We start from the raw sequence: 19,201 nt of genomic DNA on the forward strand, positions 1-19,201 counted from the left end.
CCTCATTGAAGGCTTTTCATTAAACTAAATTATGAAGAAAATTTGCCTGTTTATCGCTATACTAAGTATAGCTTATGCGCAAGCACAAGAAGTAAATCGAGCTATTATTCAGGAACTTAAGGATCCCTATCCTGCTCCGGCTAGTGACTGGCTTCAGGTTGAAAACGGATTAAACGCAAGTTTTGTTTCTGTAGACGATGCTTTTAAACATACAGCGCCACCAAAAAAAAGCCAATTGAAAGACCAATGGAAGGAAAGGGCTTGGCGAGGCGAAAAGGTGCATGCACAAGCTTTGGTATGGTCAAAAACGCCCATAGAGCAAATCTCCCTAACGGTTTCTGAATTAAAAGATGATCAGGGAAGCCGCATTGCCCCTGATAAAATAAAGATAGGATATGTTCGCTATGTACTAACGGATCATTTGGGAGATCTTAAGTCGGGATGCGGTATTCCCAAGGGTTTAGATACCTCCCTTGTAGCCGATTTAATAGATACGAGTACGGTCCTTCCGCTAGTGGAAAATACGACGCGGCCTATATGGCTTAGTATACAAGTTCCACAAGAGGCCAAATCTGGCAGTTATCGAGGACAGCTGATCATCAAGTCTGCGCAAGAAACGAAAATATTACCCTTTGAAATCAACGTATTGAATCGGATTCTTCCCGAAGCCAAAGATTGGTCATACCATTTAGATTTATGGCAAAATCCGTATTCCGTTGCCCGGGTTTATGGCGTGAAGCCCTGGACGAAAGCACATTTCGATGCGATGAGACCGTATATGGAAATGTTGGCGCAGGCAGGGCAAAAATCTATTACAGCAAGTATTATCTATGATCCATGGAACGGACAAACATACGATATATATGAGAGTATGATTAAATGGACGAAAAAGAAAAATGGGCAATGGGAATACGATTATAGCATTTTTGATAAATGGGTAGAGTTTATGATGAGTTTGGGAATCAAGAAATTTATAAATTGTTATAGTATGATTCCCTGGAACCTGAAATTCTATTACTTTGATGAAGCGAGCGGAAAGAAGCAAGTGTTGGAAGCCAAGCCTGGAGAGACAGCGTATAAAAATCATTGGAAAGGTATGCTCATAGATTTTGCAAAGCATCTCAAGTCCAAGGGCTGGTTTGATAAGACAACCATTGCAATGGATGAGCGCGCGATGAAGGATATGTTAGAAGCAATTGCAGTCATCAAAGAAGCAGATCCAAACTTTAATATCTCACTTGCGGGAGCCGACCATCCGGAGCTGTACGATCAGTTGCTGGACTACTGTGTTGCTTTACGACATGAATTAAGTCCCGATTTAATTAATAAACGGCGGCGCAGCGGTTTTACAACCACGTTTTATACTTGTTGTACCGAACCTTTCCCTAATACGTTTACATCATCCTCTTATGCTGAATCCACCTGGCTGGCATGGTATGCGCTCAACAAGGATTTTGACGGCTACTTGCGCTGGGCCTTTAACTGCTGGGGGCCCCGTCCTTTGCAAGATACACGTTATGGTACATGGTTGGCGGGCGATGCCTGGCTGGTTTATCCGGGAGTTAGGAGTTCCATTCGGTTTGAACGACTGGTGGAAGGAATACAAGATTACGAAAAGGCGAAGATAATACGGGCACAGTTGAAAAAGGAGGGGCGAAACGAAGAGCTTCAAAAGTTGGAAATGAAAATCAAAGCGTTTGAAACGGATGCGCTATCTGAAACACCGGCCTCTACTTTCGTCAACGAGGCGAAAGCTATATTGAATAGTTTTTAAATGAATTTATTGCTCGATCTTTTTTGGCCATTATTTACCAATGCTAAATGATGCGTTACTGATAAATTTTCATGGCAGGAAGTAGGCAGAAATACTTATCTTCGGGACAAAATAGCATTATTGGTAACCATACTTTTTATCCTACACATTTTATGAAACGAAATTTTTTGAATATTGTCATGCTTATGCTGGCCTTGTCTACACTGACTATAGACAACGCTTTTTCTCAAGGATTAAAAATGCCTGCGGCAAGTAGCAAACAAATCATTACACAAGACTTAGGTATCAGTCAGATTACCATCAGCTATGCAAGGCCAAATGTAAAGGGGCGTAAGATTTTTGGTGGCTTAGAACCTTATGGTGCTGTTTGGCGTACAGGTGCAAACGGTGCTACCACGCTTACATTTAGCGGGGATGTAATAATTAACGGAAAAACGATACCTGCCGGCACCTATGGCTTGTTTACGATCCCTAATAAAAACGAGTGGACCATCATCTTGAATAAGGATAGCAAACAATGGGGTGCTTATGAATATAAGCAGGCGGACGATGTGTTGCGTTTTAATGTGAAGCTGGAGCAAACAAAAAGTAAAGTTGAAACTTTTACTATTAGTTTTCCGGAAGTTACAGCCACCGAAGCAACGTTAGCTATCGCATGGGAGAACACAAAAGTTACCTTTCCTATACAGGTAAATCAAGATGCCGAAATTATGGCTTCCATTGATGAGGCGATGAAGGGCGATAAAAAACCCTATTTAGCAGCTGCACAATACTATTTAAATAACAATAAGGATTTGGATAAAGCGCTTACTTGGGCGGACGAAGCGGTAGAAGCGAATCCGGCCTTGCCTTATCCGTACTATTGGAAGGCACAAATACAACTGAAAAAAGGAGATAAAGCCGGTGCTAAGGCGACTGCAGAATTGGGTAAGCAGGTTGCCGAGAAGGCAAAAAGCGACGAGTACATCCGTCTTAATAGTCAAATTATAGAGAAGGCAAAATAATTCTGTATCTTTGTGGCCCGTTACTATGTTAAGTAAGTGACAGGCACTTAGAAGTCTTTTTATCCGCCTTACAAAGGTGGATTAGTTGATCTGAGATAGAATTTATTTTTTACTTTTGAATTTTTACTTAATCTATGTTTGATAGTTTACAGGATAAGTTAGACAGGGCCTTTAAAGTTCTAAAGGGGCAGGGAAATATTACCGAGATTAACGTAGCGGAGACCGTAAAGGAAATAAGAAAAGCCTTGCTGGATGCCGACGTTAACTATAAAACAGCTAAAGCTTTTACCGATGAAGTGAAGCAAAAGGCTTTAGGTGAAAATGTCCTCACGAGCATTTCTCCGGGTCAGTTGTTAACCAAGATCATGAATGATGAGCTTACCCAACTTATGGGTGGCACTGCGACAGATCTGGAGCTTGGTAAAAATCCAACGGTTATATTAATTGCGGGGTTAAATGGTGCGGGTAAAACAACTTTTACCGGGAAGTTGGCGAAATACCTAAAGGAGAAAAGAGGTAAAAAACCTTTGTTGGTTGCGGGTGATGTTTACCGTCCTGCGGCAATCGATCAGCTTGAGGTATTAGCCCAACAAGTGGATGTACCTGTATACACGAATCGGGAGTCTAAAGATCCTATCGCCATCGCCGAAGAGGGAGTTGCTGCGGCTAAACGTAATGGGCAGAACGTAGTTATTGTTGATACCGCGGGTCGCTTAGCCATTGACGAGGCACTCATGAACGAAATTTCAGCTGTTAAAGAAGCCACGAATCCGCATGAGATTTTGTTTGTTGTCGACTCCATGACGGGTCAAGATGCCGTTAATACAGCAAAAGTTTTTAATGACCGCTTGGATTTTACCGGTGTTGTGTTGACTAAATTAGATGGTGACACAAGGGGTGGTGCGGCGCTTTCGATCAAATCGGTTGTAAACAAGCCAATTAAGTTTATCGGTACCGGTGAAAAGATGGATGCTTTGGACGTGTTCCATCCTGACCGTATGGCGTCCCGTATCCTTGGGATGGGTGACGTAGTATCATTGGTTGAACGTGCACAGCAACAGTTCGACGAAAAAGAGGCGGCCGCTTTACAGAAAAAGATCCGTAAGAATAAGTTTGATTTTAACGACTTTATTAGTCAGATCCAGCAAATCAAAAAGATGGGAAATATGAAGGATTTGATGGGAATGATACCGGGTGTTGGGAAGGCTATTAAAGATATTGATATTGACGATGACGCCTTTAAGCCGATCGAGGCTATTATTGGATCGATGACGCCATATGAACGGGAAAATCCGGACGCAATCGACCAGAAAAGACGTATGCGAATCGCAAAGGGTTCGGGTACCGATATCAATGACGTTAATAAATTAATGAAGCAATTCAGTGATATGCGGAAAATGATGAAGCAATTCTCAAATCCTTCCTTAGCTGCTAAAATGATGCGAGGAATGCCCCGTACGCCTTTTGGAAAATAGGTCAGGCAGTATAAAATGGCTTAAATGGGCGGTATCTCTTTCGTGATACCGCCTTTTTTATTATCTTGGGGCTTCTTAACTGTACTAAACCTAAAAATATGTTAGTAAAAACTTTTAGCAGCGCAGTTTATGGAATTAAGGCCACAACAATTACTATTGAGGTCAATATATCCTCGGGGACACAATACTTCATCGTCGGACTGCCTGATAGTGCTATAAAAGAAAGTACATTTCGAGTAGAGAGCGCTCTACACAGCGCCGGTCTCCGAATGCCGAGGCAGAAAATCGTTATCAATATGGCACCCGCTGATATTAAGAAGGAGGGATCAGCCTATGACTTAGCGATGGCTATAGGTATCTTGGCAGCTTCTGGCCAAATTAATGCACATAAGCTTGATAAATATCTTTTACTGGGCGAATTATCACTGGACGGTAGCCTACAAGCCATTAAGGGAGCCTTATCAATTGCTATCCAAGCGCAAAAGGAGGGATTCAAAGGTATCGTGTTACCGGCGATCAATGCTCGAGAAGCAGCTGTAGTCGGAGATCTGGAGGTATATGGCCTGGAAAATATCAGTGAAGTGATTGCTTTTGCAAATGAAGAGAAGACCTTTGAGCGAATATTCGTTGATACGAAAGCCGAGTTTTTAAATAACGCCAATAATTACGACACCGATTTTGCTGATGTACAAGGGCAAGAGAATATCAAACGCGCATTGGAAATTGCGGCAGCAGGCGGGCATAATGTTATCCTGATTGGCCCGCCCGGTGCCGGTAAAACGATGCTAGCCAAAAGATTACCGTCTATCCTGCCGCCGTTAAGTTTATCAGAGTCGTTGGAAACGACTAAAATACATTCAGTGGCCGGGAAGATAGCCGCTTCTAGCTCGCTCATGACGATAAGGCCCTTTCGTGCCCCACATCATACGGTTAGCGATGTGGCATTGGTTGGTGGTGGAGGGAACCCCCAACCGGGCGAAATTTCATTAGCACATAACGGTGTGTTGTTTCTGGACGAGCTCCCCGAGTTTAAGCGTTCTGTTTTAGAGGTGTTAAGGCAACCTCTTGAAGAAAGACAAATCACTATTTCCCGCGCTAAGTTTACCGTAGATTATCCCGCTAGTTTTATGCTAATCGCTTCCATGAATCCCTGTCCTTGCGGGTATTATAACCATCCGGATAAAGACTGCGTATGCTCACCTATGCATGTTCAACGCTACTTAAGTAAAGTGTCGGGTCCTCTACTTGATCGGATCGATCTACATGTAGAAGTTACACCCGTAAACTTTCAGGAATTAACAGCGAAGCAACGTGCAGAATCGAGTAAAACAATAAGGAGTCGCGTAATACGAGCAAGGGAGATGCAAGAGCAGCGATTCAAGAGAGAAGACAAAATGCATAATAATGCCCAAATGAATACAAAGAAAGTACGTGAGCTCTGTAAAGTCAATGCCGCTGGGCAAACACTGTTAAAAAATGCGATGGAAAAATTGGGGCTTTCAGCTCGAGCTTACGATCGTATTTTGAAGGTCGCCAGAACCATTGCCGATCTTGATGGAAATCCGGAAATCGAAGTGCATCATTTAGCTGAAGCAATCCATTATAGAAGCTTAGACAGAGAAGCTTGGGCAGGGTAGTAATCGTTATTTGTTATTAGTTGCTGGTTATCCGTAACTAACTTCTTAAATAAGTGACTAGGTCCATTGAAACAGAAAAAGCCTTCCTGAATTTAAAGAAAGGCTTTTCTGAAGAATGATTATTGCCGATTGGGTTACTAACAACTAATAACCAGCAACCAACAACTAAAATAATTAAGCGCCTAATTGCACGCGTTTAAATGCAGTGACTGTTAATCCCTTGGAAACACTATCAAGGAATTGAGCAACACTTTTTGAGTTATCTTTAACAAACTCTTGATTCAATAAAGTTGAATCTTTGTAGAATTTGTTCAATTTACCTTGAGCAATTTTTTCCACCATATTTTCAGGTTTTCCCTCAGCACGGATTTGCTCTTTTGCAATTTCTAATTCACGTTCAATTGTACGAGCATCAACGCCATCTTTATCAATAGCAACGGGATTCATCGCAGCAATTTGCATAGCCACATCTTTACCTGCATCTTCTGCACCTGCCACGTCTGCGCTTAAGCCTACTAATACACCTAAACGATAGTTACCATGAATATAAGGAACGACTTTATCTGCAGTCACCACCTCATATTTAGAAACCTCAATTTTTTCTCCGATTTTACCTGTTTGGTCTATCAATAAATCGGCAATTTTTGCTCCATTGATACTTAATGCTTTCAAATCCTCCAAAGTAGCCGGAGCAGCTTCGATAGCGGCATCGGCAACGCTTTCAGCAAAAGCAATGAAATCAGCATTTTTTGCAACAAAGTCTGTTTCGCAGTTTACTTCAACAACTACGCCACGTTTGCCATCAGCAGTTGTTTTTGCAATAACAACACCTTCGTTAGAGTCGCGATCCTGGCGGCTAGCAGCCACTTTAGCTCCCTTTTTACGTAAGTAATCAACTGCGGCCTCAAAATCGCCGTTGGCTTCCACTAAGGCTTTTTTGCAATCCATCATACCAGCACCTGTTTGTTGGCGCAATTTATTTACGTCTGATGCAGAAATTTGTACTGTAGACATTTTATTTTCCTTTTTTAATATGCTTTATAAATAAGTTATGGGTTACGAGTTCCGCACGGTAAGCATAACTTCAGCAAGCTTACCGGAGGTGACCCCTAACCCATACTTGGATTTAATTATTCTCCGTCTTTTGCTTCCGTAGCTTCTGCTTTACGTTCACGTTTAGGAGCAACTTCAGCTGCCGGCTCTTCCCCACTATCAACTTTCGCCTTTGCTGCTGCAGCTTCTTTCTCTGCTTCCTCTTCTTTATCACGTTTACGTTCTTCCAATCCTTCTATAATCGCTTGCTTGATTACGTTTGTAATCAACGTAATTGATTTCGTAGCATCGTCATTCGCCGGGATGGGGAAATCGATGTTGGTAGGATCGGAGTTTGTATCTACCATTGCGAAGGTAGGAATGTTCAATTTTAGCGCTTCGCTAACTGCAATGTGCTCTTTCTTTACATCAATAATGAAAAGCGCAGCAGGCAAGCGGTTTAAATCGGCAATACCACCTAATAGGTTTTCCAATTTAATACGCTCACGTTGAATCATTAACTTCTCCTTCTTTGATAATACGTCGTAAGTACCATCTTTAGTCATCTTATCGATGTTAGACATCTTTTTGATAGACTTACGAACAGTAGCAAAGTTAGTAAGCATACCACCCAACCAACGCTCAGTAACATAAGGCATGTTTACTGCTTTTGCTTGTTCAGCAACGATATCTTTAGCTTGCTTTTTTGTAGCTACAAATAATACTTTACGTCCTGATTTTACGATTTGCTTAATAGCTGAAGCGGCTTCTTCAAGCTTTGCTAAAGTTTTGTTCAAATCGATAATGTGGATGCCATTGCGCTCCATGAAAATGTACTTAGCCATTTTCGGATCCCATTTACGGGTAAGGTGACCAAAGTGTACACCTGCATCCAGTAATTCCTGATATGTTGTTCTTGCCATTGTTTGATCCTCCTTAAATTAACGTTTACTAAATTGAAATCTTCTACGTGCTTTACGACGTCCCGGTTTCTTACGCTCAACCATCCGGTCATCGCGAGTCATCAATCCTTTGGCACGTAATGCAGATTTCACCTCTGGGTTAAGCTCTACCAATGCTTTAGCAATTGCTAAACGCACGGCCTCTGCCTGTCCTTTTACGCCTCCTCCAGCTACGTTAACTTTTACATCAAAATTACCGGCAACTCCGGCAACTTCTGTACTTTGAGTAACAATATATTGCAATGGCAATGTAGGGAAATACTCTTTGTAATCTTTACCATTTACGGTAATGTTGCCGCTACCAGCAGATAAATAAATACGGGCAACAGCGGTTTTTCTTCTTCCTGAAGTGTTTGTTGTTGACATTTCTTCTCTCTTTAGAATTTAACTGTTTTAGGATTTTGTGCCGCGTGAGGGTGCTCAGGACCTGCATACACAAATAAATTTCTGTACAAAGCGCGACCTAAACGATTTTTAGGAAGCATGCCACGTACCGCCTTCTCAATCACACGGGTAGGGTGCTTTGCCAATAATTCTTTGGGAGAAATGAAACGCTGACCACCTGGGTAACCAGTGTAAGAAACATATTGCTTTTCGCCTAATTTGTTTCCTGTCAACTTAATCTTGTCTGCATTAATAACAATGACGTTATCTCCGCAGTCTACGTGTGGGGTGTACGTAGGCTTGTGCTTACCTCTGATTACCTTGGCAATCTGAGATGACAAGCGCCCCAAAATCTCACCTTCAGCGTCAACAACGATCCATTCTTTGTTAACGGTGTTTTTGTTGGCTGAGACAGTTTTGTAACTTAACGTATTCACTTGCTTGATTTTGAATTAATTAAACAATATACTTTTTTCCTTATTTTAAAGGACTGCAAAGGTAGACAGAAAAATTCGTATTTTAAAAATATTATTAAAAAATATATTGATACTGAGTAAGTTTTCTCTTTTTACAACGACATACCGTCCGTGATTGCAATATGTTTTTTCAATCGTAAAAATCGTATTGATAAAAAAATGGACACTAAGCTGAGGCCAATAATTAAGCCTGTCCAGATACCTGGAGCTTTCATATCTAAATTAAAGGCCAGGAAGTAGCCTATGGGCAAACCCACTACCCAATATGCAATACCTACCAGGAAGGTCGGAATTTTCACATCTTTCGCTCCCCTCAATAGTCCAACGGAGATCGCCTGCGTGGCGTCGGATATTTGGAAAATAGCAGCAAAGATCAGTAAGTAGGAAGCTAATTTTACCACTTCTACATTATCATTAAAAAGCATTGGTAAAAAGTCGTTAAAGGATATGAAAATTACAAAACAGAGAACGCCGTAACAAAGCGCCGTCAGGATACTGCTCTTGCCAATAGTCAGAATATGGTTCCAATCGTTTCGACCGTAAGCATTGCTTACGCGGATCGAACCTCCTTGAGCCAATCCCATGGATACCATAAAGGTAAAAGCGGCACAGTTCATGGCTATCTGATGCGCTGCTTGTTCGACAGCGCCAATGGTACCAACCAATATAGCGGAAACAGCAAAAACCCCAACCTCCATACCGGCTTGTAAACTGCTGGGTATACCGATCCTCAGCAATTCTTTGATCGTATGCCAACTGAATTTCCAGTGTGTACGACCAGCGGCCATGTAACGTTTAAAAGTTTTATGTTTAAGGATTGTAAAGGTTAATGCTAAAAATATAAGCGTTCTGGTAATTAAGGTTCCCCATGCCGCTCCTACCAATTCTAGCCTTGGCAGCCCCCAATTTCCAAAAATCAGTAGCCAGTTAAGAAATGCATTGAGAGGCAAAGCAATAAGGGATAGCGTCATGGCTGTTCGTGTATATTCCAAGCCGTCGGTGAACTGTTTTAAGGTCATGAACAGCATCATGGGAATAATGGATATTCCGATAATTCTTAAAAAAGGGACGGCCATTTCGGCTACTTCCGGATCCTGCTTTAAGTGGAACAAGATATCTTTGCTGCATTCTAATCCGAGTGAAATGATGATGGCCGTAAATGAGCAAAGGATAAACCCATTGTATAAATAATGAGAGACCTTTTGGGCGTCATTTCGCCCGTGGGCCATGGCTACCATTTGAGAAACGGACATCGTCATGCCTATCCCTAAGACAAAAGGGATGTTCACGACACTCATTACCAATGCCGCAGCTGCAAGTTGCTTATAGCTAACAGAGCCGACCATGGCAGTATCGATAAGGCTTAATGCCATTTGTGCCAATTCACCTAAAATTATAGGGCCTGCAAGTTTCAAAGTCTTGCCCGCCTCATTACGAAGCAATCCTAATCCGTGCATATTGATAGAAAAAGAAAAAGCTTGTTGTAACAACAAGCGTATTATATGACCTCAGTTTTATTGTATGATGACGTTTCTCCTATCCATTATCTTTATACTCGGGAGAAAAATAGGAGAAAAAAAAATCCCTGCATAAAATAAGCAGAGATTGAAAGCGGTCCGGACGGGACTCGAACCCGCGACCCCATGCGTGACAGGCATGTATTCTAACCAGCTGAACTACCGGACCTAAACATTAAATTTTATAAAGAACTTCGAAAGCCTATTACTTTCTTCTCAGCGGTCCGGACGGGACTCGAACCCGCGACCCCATGCGTGACAGGCATGTATTCTAACCAGCTGAACTACCGGACCTACTTCCCCTCTTTTGAGGACTGCAAATATAGCGCGTTTTTTTAAAATTAAAATCTTTTTGTTAAAAAAATTATTCGAGACCGCCTTCTTTCATTTTTTCAGCATTTTCAGCAAATTGAAGCGCATCGATAATTTCCTGAATGTCACCATCCATAATAGCCGGAAGGTTATACATGGTCAAACCAATACGATGCTCGGTTACCCGCCCTTGGGGATAGTTATAGGTGCGTATTTTGGCCGAGCGATCGCCGGTAGATACCATCGTTTTCCGTTTGGCTGCGATATCCCCGTGTTTCTTTTGTACTTCCAGTTCGTATAATTTAGTCCGTAGCATCTCCATCGCTAGCTCACGATTCGCTAGCTGTGAGCGCTCTACTTGACATACAACTACAATCCCCGAAGGTTTGTGCGTTAATTGCACCTTCGTTTCTACTTTATTAACGTTCTGACCACCGGCACCTCCCGAGCGGGATGTTTGCATTTCAATATCAGCAGGATTGATTTCCACATCCACCTCCTCTGCTTCGGGTAGTACTGCGACAGAAGCGGCTGAAGTATGTACTCGGCCTTGAGTCTCCGTATCCGGTACGCGCTGTACGCGGTGTACGCCTGATTCATATTTTAATTGGCCATAAACGTCTTCACCACTTACTTTTAAGATAACTTCTTTATATCCTCCTGCAGTACCTTCCGTAACATCCATTACTTCGACCCGCCACCCTTTCTGGTCAAAATACCTAGTATACATACGATATAAATCACCTGCGAATAAAGCAGCCTCGTCCCCACCGGTCCCCCCTCTGATCTCGAAAATGGCATTTTTGGCATCCTCCGGATCTTTGGGAATCATCATAAGTCTTACTTTTTCTTCTTTTTCTTCTTTCTGAACAAGTAAGGCATCTAAATCTTCTTTGGCCATCTCCCTCAGTTCCTGATCCTTCTCATTGGCTAGTATATCCTTATTGGTTTCTATATTGCTGATGATATTTTTGTAGATATAATATTCATCAACGATTTTACCTAAGTCTTTATATTCTTTGTTAAGCTTTGCAAAACGCTTCATGTCGTTTACCGTATCCGGATTGCTCAATTCACGTTCTACTTCTTCCCAACGTAATTTTATCGCTTCTAACTTCTCTAACATACTAGTATGATTTGCTTTTTCACCCCGTTGGGCAAAAAGTTTACAAACTTAGATAAAATGCTTTTCATATGCAATTGCGATAGTTAGCCAAAAAAACTTACTTTTGGGTAATTATAAACTTAAAAGCCTTATTATGCAAGCGATTGAACGCAACAAACTTTTTGTAGCAAGCTGTTTAGCTTTGCTGGTAACCTCTCTTTCTTTTGGTATAAGGGCAGGTATCATGAATCAGCTAGTTATCGATTTTCATTTGAGCACAGCGGAACTAGGTGTCATTACGGCGTCTGCATTTTGGGGTTTCCCTCTGGCGATTATTATCGGCGGTTTTGTGGTGGATGCTATCGGAATGAAAAAGCTACTAGTGGTAGCCTTTATACTGCATTTGTCAGGAATATTATTAACGGTATTTGCAGCCGGTTATTGGACACTGTTTATTTCAACACTACTGATAGGTATTGCTAATGGTACGGTTGAAGCGGCATGTAATCCCTTGGTTGCTTCACTGTATACTGATAATAAAACAGTTAAATTGAACCATTTTCACTTGTGGTTCCCTGGTGGGATCGTTATTGGTACCCTCATCGTTTTATTGTTGAATACGCTGGAAATTGGCTGGCAGTGGCAGGTGGCGATTATGATCATTCCTACCCTAGTCTATGGTTATCTGTTTTCCTCTTTAAAATTTCCGGTTACAGAGCGTGTGGCTTCCGGATATTCTACAACCGATATGTACAAAGCGGTACTATCTCCTCTATTTATCGTTATGTTGATCTGTATGTTTGGTACGGCAGTAACTGAGTTGTTTACCGGGCAATGGATAGACGTGCTGTTGAAAAATTTAACAAATAATGCCATCCTCATATTAACACTTACTACCGGTGTAATGGTAGTGGGGAGAGGTTTGGCAGGACCTATCGTACATCGCTTGTCGCCACAGGGTGTGTTGCTTTTATCAGCAATGGTTTCGGCAATAGGCCTATACCTTCTCAGTACCTTAACCGGTAATGCTATATTTTTTGCGGCTATTGTTTTTGGTATAGGGGTTTGTTATTTCTGGCCAACGATGATCGGCTTCGTCGCAGAACATATTCCTCAATCCGGCGCATTAGGATTAAATCTAATGGGAGGCGCCGGAATGTTCGCCGTATCTATTTATAGTATTTTTATGGGGAACTTTTACGATGGGTTGGTACTAAATTACCTTCCTGCCGGTGCTGATCTTGCTACCTATTTGAGTGCAGCGGAAGGGACATCGATGAATCAGGCACTCAATCAGGCTAAAAGTTTAGCAGGACCGGAGGTAATTAGAATTACACTCGTTATCCCCATTGTATTGACCATTATTTTTGCCGGATTGGTTTTATATCTGCGGTCGAGAAAAAAGATAAAAACACCACCCGCCTTGCAAGCGGATATATAGCGAATAATGTGTTAACGTATGAAAATGATAAGGAGGCGTCACTATCTGCTAATAGGCTGGTAGTGGCGCCGGATATTCGGTTAAGGCCGTAACCATGTAAAGCTATCGTGTTACCTATCACCCTTCAAATGTTTTTAGTTCCAAATTATGCCCATCAAAAACAGCATATGTGTTGTAGTTTACCCATTCGCCAAGGTTGATGTATCGACTGTTGTTCCCCAGATCGATGTCTAAGGGTAGATGCCGGTGACCAAAAACCAAATAATCGAAATGTTCTTTTTGTAATACTTCTTTGGAATATACAATCAGCCATTCTTGTTCAGCTTCCTTGCGCCATTCTTTCTTATTATTGGCGATTCGACTGTTTTGCGACCACCGCAGCGCGATACCAATTCCTAGATTGGGGTGAATGCGGGCAAAGAGCCATTGGCAAAATTTACTTCTAAAGAATTTTTTAAGAAACTTGTATTTAGCGTCCCCTGGGCCCAGGCCATCTCCATGATGCAGATAAAAACGCTTTCCTTGCCGTTCAATAACCAATTCGTCTGCTATAATTTTAGCCCCAAGCTCCTTTTGAAGATAACTGAACATCCACATGTCGTGATTGCCCTTGAAGAACGTGATCTTGATTCCGCTGTCTGCTAATTCTGCGAGCTTGCCTAAAAAGCGAACAAATCCTTTCGGTACGGCTGTTGCATATTCGAACCAAAAATCAAAAATATCTCCCAAAAGGTAAAGCTCGGCGGCATCATGTTTAATGGATTCAAGCCAGCGAACCAGTCGGGCCTCCCGTTCACGGCTTTTCTCATAGGTTGGCACGCCTAGGTGAAAATCGGAGGCGAAATATATCTTTTTGTTTTCTACCATCGACGCGAAGGTAACCAAAAGCAAGCTTATTTAAAAAGCTTGCTTTTGGGATATGGCTTCTGCTTATCTGTATAATAGACTAAGATTATAGGAAGGCTTCCCTTAATCAAGTTTTTGGCAAGTGAGATGAAACTAAAAATTATCAAGCCAAAGCGAGAAAGAAATAAAACCTTCGTTTTACAGTGAGCTGTTATTCGGAAATCAGTACCGCTGTTTGTTTCACGTTCCAACCTGCGTTTGTCAAAACAACTTGTTTGCCTCGAGTTAGCGCAGGATCAACACTTATCATGACCGTCTTTTTTTCACCGGGGACTACCGATAAATAATTGTCACTATAAAAAGTTGGCAAGATCCGTTGATGCGTACGATTGTCGACCAAAGCAAGCCGGTTGAAAAAGGCAATATTATCGTGTTCATTATTGGCCAGTGTGACCGCATATTCTCCAGGTGTGATTTGTTTGACTTGAATATCGAGCTTACAGTTGGCCATATCTGTTAAACCGCTATAATAACCTTTCGCATCAGGCAACCAATAGAAATTGTCGCTTAATAGGTGTTGCCCTGCATCCATTAACTGTAGACGCAAAAAAGCCCCTTTGTCTTTTGCCAATTCGTCGATTTGCTTTTTGATGGACATGATTTTTTTAACAGATGAAGGTTCCATAAATGCAAATACCTTTGTTATTGGATAAGCTTTCCCTTGCATGTCGTATGCATGAATAACAAGCATTATATTGTTACGTTTTTCAAAATGGTTGTTGACAATGGAAACAAAACCGTCTACTGGATTATACATAGCATGTAATGGTTCGCTGCCACTCCTTAAGCCATAAAGACCAGCATTTGGATCGAGGTAATAGTCGTACATTTGACCGCGCAAGGAAGTCCAGGGGTTCTGCGTCTTCCAGATGATTGTACCCGTATACCAATCCCACATATGGGCACTGAAGCCCTCCATCAGGCCCCTGTATTGATTATAATTGACTAGTTGCGCCTTGTTTGCGAAATCTTCCAAATTGTTTGTTTTTCCATAAGGCGCTATATGTTCACCATAGCCAATATAGGTGTGATATTGCCAAACCGAGTCTACGGTTTCCTGTACTCGACCCTCGGCGTTAAAGCCCGTGAATAAGGGTGCAATTTGATTTTCTTCCGGTAAAAATCGCTTCAATGATTCCAGGTCGCCCACACCAACGGAGCCAACTTCCGAATTAAAGGGCCAGGTTTTATCAGCCCAAAATGTTTTGATGTCCTGTATTCCGTATGGGCCATCGCCGTTCCCACCAATGTCGTTTTGCGACATAGCATCTGAATTGGAATAATCAACAAACCATCTGGTGCCATCCAATTTCGGCAAGATGGAATCCCGGAGTGGAACTAAAATATCATCAGGAGGTGTGATTTCGTTACCACCGCAATAAAATGCTAAAGAGGGATGGTTTCGAATCATTTTGATCATATCGGCAGCAGATTCAAGAAATAATTGATGGTCATCCGGGTATTGTCGCCTTGTCCATTGATCGTCTTTCTTCAATGGATCTTCCCATCGTCCGTTACAATCGCCGGACATCCAAAAATCCTGAAAGACAAGTAGCCCATAACGATCGCAAGCTTCGTAAAATTCCGGTCGCTCCACCAACGCACCACCCCAAATTCGAATAAGATTTAGATTCATATCCCGGTGAAAGCGAATTTCGGCGTCATAACGTTCTTTTGAGAAGCGAAGCATCGCATCTGAAATGATCCAATTGCCACCTTTGATGAATATTTTTTGACCGTTAACCGCTACCTCCCGGCTACGTGTATGTGGATTCCAGTAGGTTTGAATCTCCCGGATACCTATTTTCAGATCTTTTTTATCACTAGTGGTTTTGGCTGCATTGGGTACAAAACTTAGCTCCATGGGATACAAATAGGGTTGTCCATAATTCGATGGCCACCATAACTTTGGGTTCTTTAAGATTAAATCCGGGAGTTTTATTTCCTTTTCTTCCTGAGGACGAAGAGTAACACTTTGCTTAACTAATTGTCCATCTAAGCGATACTGCAGCGCGCCACTTATAGGTCTATTGGCCGCGTTGCGCAAAGTTGTGGAAACTTTAATAATGGCAGGTTGCTGGATGCCACTGGTTTCCCTTTTTCCGGGAACTTCCGTAATGATATGGGGATCGATAATGGAAATAGCACCCGTTTTTTCAATCGTTACTTTATCCCATATGCCGGTATTTCTATCCCGTATAGGTTTAATCCAATCCCAACCAGCAGTGTATTGTAACCCAACATTTTTGGCGATGGTGCCATCTCCGCCTTGTCCGCCATTTGGATTGCCTACAACGTCAGGTGGGTACACAATGACGGCTAACCTGTTTTTGCCATTTGAAGCAAGGAGCTTTGTAATATTGAATCGCTTGCGGATATACATCCCTTTGAAGGGTTTAGTATTCACTTTTTTACCGTTGAGAAAGATTTCACAACTATAGTTGATTCCTCTAAAATGCAACCATACCTGTTTATCGCCGGTTGGAATGCCTTCTTCAAAATCATTCACGAACCAATAGGTGTAATAATCCCTGCCAACTGTATAAATATCCGGGATCTTGTTGTTATTCATGCCAAAAAAAGGATCCGGAATCTCCTGATTATTCAGCATACCGGTCAATACTGTTCCCGGTACAGTGGCCGGCTTCCAGCCTTGAATGACTGAAGAAGGATCAGAAAGTTTCTCACCCGACAAGGATACTTCTTTGTAGTTCCTGAATATCCAACCTTTGTTCAATTCGTATGATTGTGCAAAGGAAAATAAGGAGAAAAGCGTGAGAAGAGTTAGTAAATAAATCGTTTTAGTCGACGGTATAGCGGTATTCATTTGTAAGTTTTATTAAAACAGTTTGGCGGAAGCTTTTTCCTTGGCAAACCTAAGGATTTATTGTAAAAATAAGGAAAGGAATCGATTCCGTATTCAAAAGAGGCTTTTTTATTTGTAATATTGAACAAATAATTCACAATGTAAATTTTATTTATTCAACATGGTAAAAACGTACTCAGGATTGTTGCTGCTAGCATCTTTTTTGATGGCATGCAACAATAATCAAAAAACCATCGAACCAGCTACAGCTATGAAATTAAAGCCTTATCCAAAAACAAAAAAGATTGATCTTGTTGACGATCATTTTGGCACGAAAGTTCCTGATCCATACCGTTGGTTGGAGAACGATACAGCGGTGGATACCAAAGAATGGGTGTTAGCCCAAAACGAAGTGACAAATGACTACCTTTCTCAGATTCCCTTCCGAGACGCCATCAAGCAACGTTTGGAGAAATTGTGGAATTACGAGAAAATATCGGCTCCCTTCAAAGAAGGCAATTATACATACTACTTTAAGAATGACGGACTCCAAAATCAATCGGTTATATACCGAGAAGAAAAAGAGGGTAAGAGTGAGGTGTTTTTGGATCCCAATAAATTTTCGGCCGACGGAACCACATCTTTGGCAGATATCAATTTCAGTAAAGATGGAAGTTTAGTAGCCTATCAGGTTTCAGAAGGCGGTTCCGACTGGCGCAAAGTAATTGTTTGGAAAGCAGAAGATAAATCAGTCGTAGGTGATACATTGATCGATGTTAAATTTTCAGGCTTGGCTTGGAAAGGCAATGAAGGATTCTATTACAGTAGCTATGACAAACCGAAAGAGGGGAGCGCGCTGTCGGGTTTGACACAATATCATAAATTGTATTTCCATAAACTAGGCACTCCCCAAAGTTCAGATGAACTGATTTTTGGTGGCGAAAGTACGCCGAGGCGATATATCGGGGCTTATTTAACTGAGGATGAAAGGTTTTTGGTTATCACGGCAGCAAATACCACAAGTGGCAATGAATTGTATATCCAGGATCTAAGCAAGCCGGATTCTAAAATCGTTCAGGTAGTAGATAATTTTGACAAAGAACACAGCATAATCGATAACGAAGGAGACTCGCTATTTATCTTAACAAACTTGGGGGCACCAAACTATAAAGTGGTAACAGTTGATATTAACGATCCAAAACCCGCCAACTGGAAAGATTTGATCTCGGAAACCGAAAATGTGCTGAACATAAAGAAAGGCGGCGGCAAATTGTTCGCCATTTACTTAAAAGATGCTACGTCTTTAGTAAAACAATTTGATAGGCGTGGCAAAGAAGAGCGAATCGTAGAATTACCTGGACTTGGTACGGCCAATGGCTTTGAGGCAAAACAGACCGAAAAGGAGCTTTACTATTCATTTACATCGTATGTATATCCACCCACCATTTTCAAATATGATATAGCTTCTGGTAAGTCGACAATATACAAAAAGCCCGATGTGTTGTTCAACCCTGAGGATTACGAATCCAAACAGGTGTTTTATGCGTCTAAAGATGGCACGAAGGTTCCGATGATTATAACCTATAAAAAAGGGATCGTACTTGATGGTAGCAATCCAACGATGTTATATGGATATGGCGGCTTCAATATCAGTCTAACGCCTTCCTTTAGTGTATCAACAGTTTTATTGTTGGAACAAGGAGGTGTTTATGCAGTAGCCAATTTGCGTGGCGGCGGCGAATATGGAGAAAAATGGCACTTAGCAGGAACTAAATTGAAGAAACAGAACGTGTTTGATGACTTTATAGCCGCCGCCGAATACCTCATTAAAGAAAACTATACATCAAAAGAGCGTCTGGCAATTTCCGGTGGATCCAATGGTGGTTTACTTGTCGGCGCCGCTATGACGCAACGACCGGATTTATATAAAGTCGCCTTCCCTGCGGTGGGTGTTCTGGATATGTTACGTTATCACAAATTTACGGCCGGCGCTGGTTGGGCCTACGATTACGGAACCGCGGATGATAATAAAGAAATGTTTGATTATTTGTATAAATATTCGCCCTATCATGCATTAAAAGAAGGGATTGAATACCCGGCAACGATGGTAACAACAGCCGATCATGACGACCGAGTTGTGCCTGCTCATAGTTTCAAATTTGCGGCGCGCTTGCAGGAATACAATAAGGGAACCAATCCGGTATTGATTCGAATCGAAACGAAGGCCGGACACGGTGCAGGTAAACCAACAGCTATGATTATTCAGGAACAAGCCGATAAATGGGCTTTTATGTTTCAGAATATGGGGGTTGGGTATAGCGAATAAATGTGAAATATAGAACTAATAAAAGAGGGGAGCTAAAAATTCGT

At 41.7% G+C, this 19,201-nt stretch carries 14 protein-coding genes and 2 tRNA genes; 6 read left to right on the plus strand and 10 right to left on the minus strand.

Translation table 11 applies throughout. The annotated features are described in order from the left end of the window. The first annotated feature begins 31 nt into the window (after positions 1 to 31). The 4 genes from ACH11B_RS07505 to ACH11B_RS07520 all read left to right on the plus strand — a co-directional run bounded on the left by ACH11B_RS07505 (position 32) and on the right by ACH11B_RS07520 (position 5,890). The gene (locus ACH11B_RS07505; protein WP_377613192.1) at positions 32 to 1,774 is read left to right on the plus strand and encodes a glycoside hydrolase domain-containing protein; all 1,743 of its coding nucleotides are present in this window, start codon (positions 32 to 34) and stop codon (positions 1,772 to 1,774) included. Positions 1,775 to 1,926: 152 nt separating this feature from the next. Next, positions 1,927 to 2,778, plus strand: a complete 852-nt coding sequence (locus tag ACH11B_RS07510) for a DUF2911 domain-containing protein (protein WP_377613193.1) — start codon at positions 1,927 to 1,929, stop codon at positions 2,776 to 2,778. Between the two features lie 134 nt (positions 2,779 to 2,912). After that, the gene (ffh, locus tag ACH11B_RS07515; RefSeq protein WP_013664732.1) at positions 2,913 to 4,253 is read left to right on the plus strand and encodes a signal recognition particle protein; all 1,341 of its coding nucleotides are present in this window, start codon (positions 2,913 to 2,915) and stop codon (positions 4,251 to 4,253) included. 98 nt (positions 4,254 to 4,351) lie between these two features. Continuing rightward, positions 4,352 to 5,890: a YifB family Mg chelatase-like AAA ATPase gene (locus tag ACH11B_RS07520; RefSeq protein ID WP_013664733.1), complete on the plus strand. Its 1,539-nt coding sequence runs from the start codon at positions 4,352 to 4,354 to the stop codon at positions 5,888 to 5,890. Between the two features lie 174 nt (positions 5,891 to 6,064). On the opposite strand, the gene tsf is transcribed toward ACH11B_RS07520, so the two are convergent. From tsf to prfA, 8 genes are all read right to left on the minus strand, one after another. Next, entirely contained in the window at positions 6,065 to 6,904 is an 840-nt protein-coding gene (gene tsf, locus ACH11B_RS07525; protein ID WP_013664734.1) for a translation elongation factor Ts, read from the minus strand. 116 nt (positions 6,905 to 7,020) lie between these two features. After that, entirely contained in the window at positions 7,021 to 7,845 is an 825-nt protein-coding gene (rpsB, locus tag ACH11B_RS07530) for a 30S ribosomal protein S2 (RefSeq protein WP_013664735.1), read from the minus strand. Positions 7,846 to 7,863: 18 nt separating this feature from the next. Next, positions 7,864 to 8,250, minus strand: coding sequence for a 30S ribosomal protein S9 (gene rpsI, locus ACH11B_RS07535; protein WP_013664736.1), 387 nt, complete (start codon positions 8,248 to 8,250; stop codon positions 7,864 to 7,866). Between the two features lie 11 nt (positions 8,251 to 8,261). Continuing rightward, positions 8,262 to 8,705, minus strand: a complete 444-nt coding sequence (rplM, locus tag ACH11B_RS07540) for a 50S ribosomal protein L13 (RefSeq protein ID WP_013664737.1) — start codon at positions 8,703 to 8,705, stop codon at positions 8,262 to 8,264. A gap of 131 nt (positions 8,706 to 8,836) precedes the next feature. Further along, positions 8,837 to 10,201 (minus strand): MATE family efflux transporter, encoded by a 1,365-nt coding sequence (locus ACH11B_RS07545; protein WP_130854549.1) that lies wholly within the window; start codon positions 10,199 to 10,201, stop codon positions 8,837 to 8,839. 155 nt (positions 10,202 to 10,356) lie between these two features. Further along, positions 10,357 to 10,430 (minus strand) — tRNA-Asp (locus ACH11B_RS07550). A 51-nt stretch (positions 10,431 to 10,481) separates the two neighbouring features. Then, positions 10,482 to 10,555: transfer RNA gene (locus tag ACH11B_RS07555), tRNA-Asp, on the minus strand. Between the two features lie 70 nt (positions 10,556 to 10,625). Next, positions 10,626 to 11,699, minus strand: coding sequence for a peptide chain release factor 1 (prfA, locus tag ACH11B_RS07560; RefSeq protein ID WP_013664739.1), 1,074 nt, complete (start codon positions 11,697 to 11,699; stop codon positions 10,626 to 10,628). Positions 11,700 to 11,832: 133 nt separating this feature from the next. Here prfA and ACH11B_RS07565 point away from each other — a divergent pair, with 133 nt between their 5' ends. Beyond that, on the plus strand, positions 11,833 to 13,119 hold the full coding sequence (locus ACH11B_RS07565) for a sugar MFS transporter (RefSeq protein WP_130854548.1): 1,287 nt from the start codon (positions 11,833 to 11,835) through the stop codon (positions 13,117 to 13,119). Positions 13,120 to 13,236: 117 nt separating this feature from the next. Here the strand turns inward: ACH11B_RS07565 and ACH11B_RS07570 are convergent, their stop codons facing one another. Together ACH11B_RS07570 and ACH11B_RS07575 are read right to left on the minus strand one after the other, a co-directional pair. Further along, a complete protein-coding gene (locus ACH11B_RS07570) occupies positions 13,237 to 13,986 on the minus strand; it encodes a UDP-2,3-diacylglucosamine diphosphatase (protein ID WP_130854547.1) in 750 nt (249 codons plus the stop codon). Positions 13,987 to 14,176: 190 nt separating this feature from the next. After that, positions 14,177 to 16,852 carry a glycosyl hydrolase 2 galactose-binding domain-containing protein gene (locus ACH11B_RS07575; RefSeq protein WP_377613194.1) on the minus strand — a complete coding sequence of 892 codons (2,676 nt, stop codon included), beginning with the start codon at positions 16,850 to 16,852 and terminating at the stop codon, positions 14,177 to 14,179. Between the two features lie 160 nt (positions 16,853 to 17,012). On the opposite strand from ACH11B_RS07575, the gene ACH11B_RS07580 reads away from it, so the two are divergent. After that, positions 17,013 to 19,157 carry a prolyl oligopeptidase family protein gene (locus tag ACH11B_RS07580; protein WP_130854545.1) on the plus strand — a complete coding sequence of 715 codons (2,145 nt, stop codon included), beginning with the start codon at positions 17,013 to 17,015 and terminating at the stop codon, positions 19,155 to 19,157. The last annotated feature ends 44 nt before the right edge of the window (positions 19,158 to 19,201 follow it).

The organism is Olivibacter sp. EAT-5 (genome assembly GCF_044784325.1).
Taxonomy (GTDB): domain Bacteria; phylum Bacteroidota; class Bacteroidia; order Sphingobacteriales; family Sphingobacteriaceae; genus Olivibacter; species Olivibacter oleidegradans.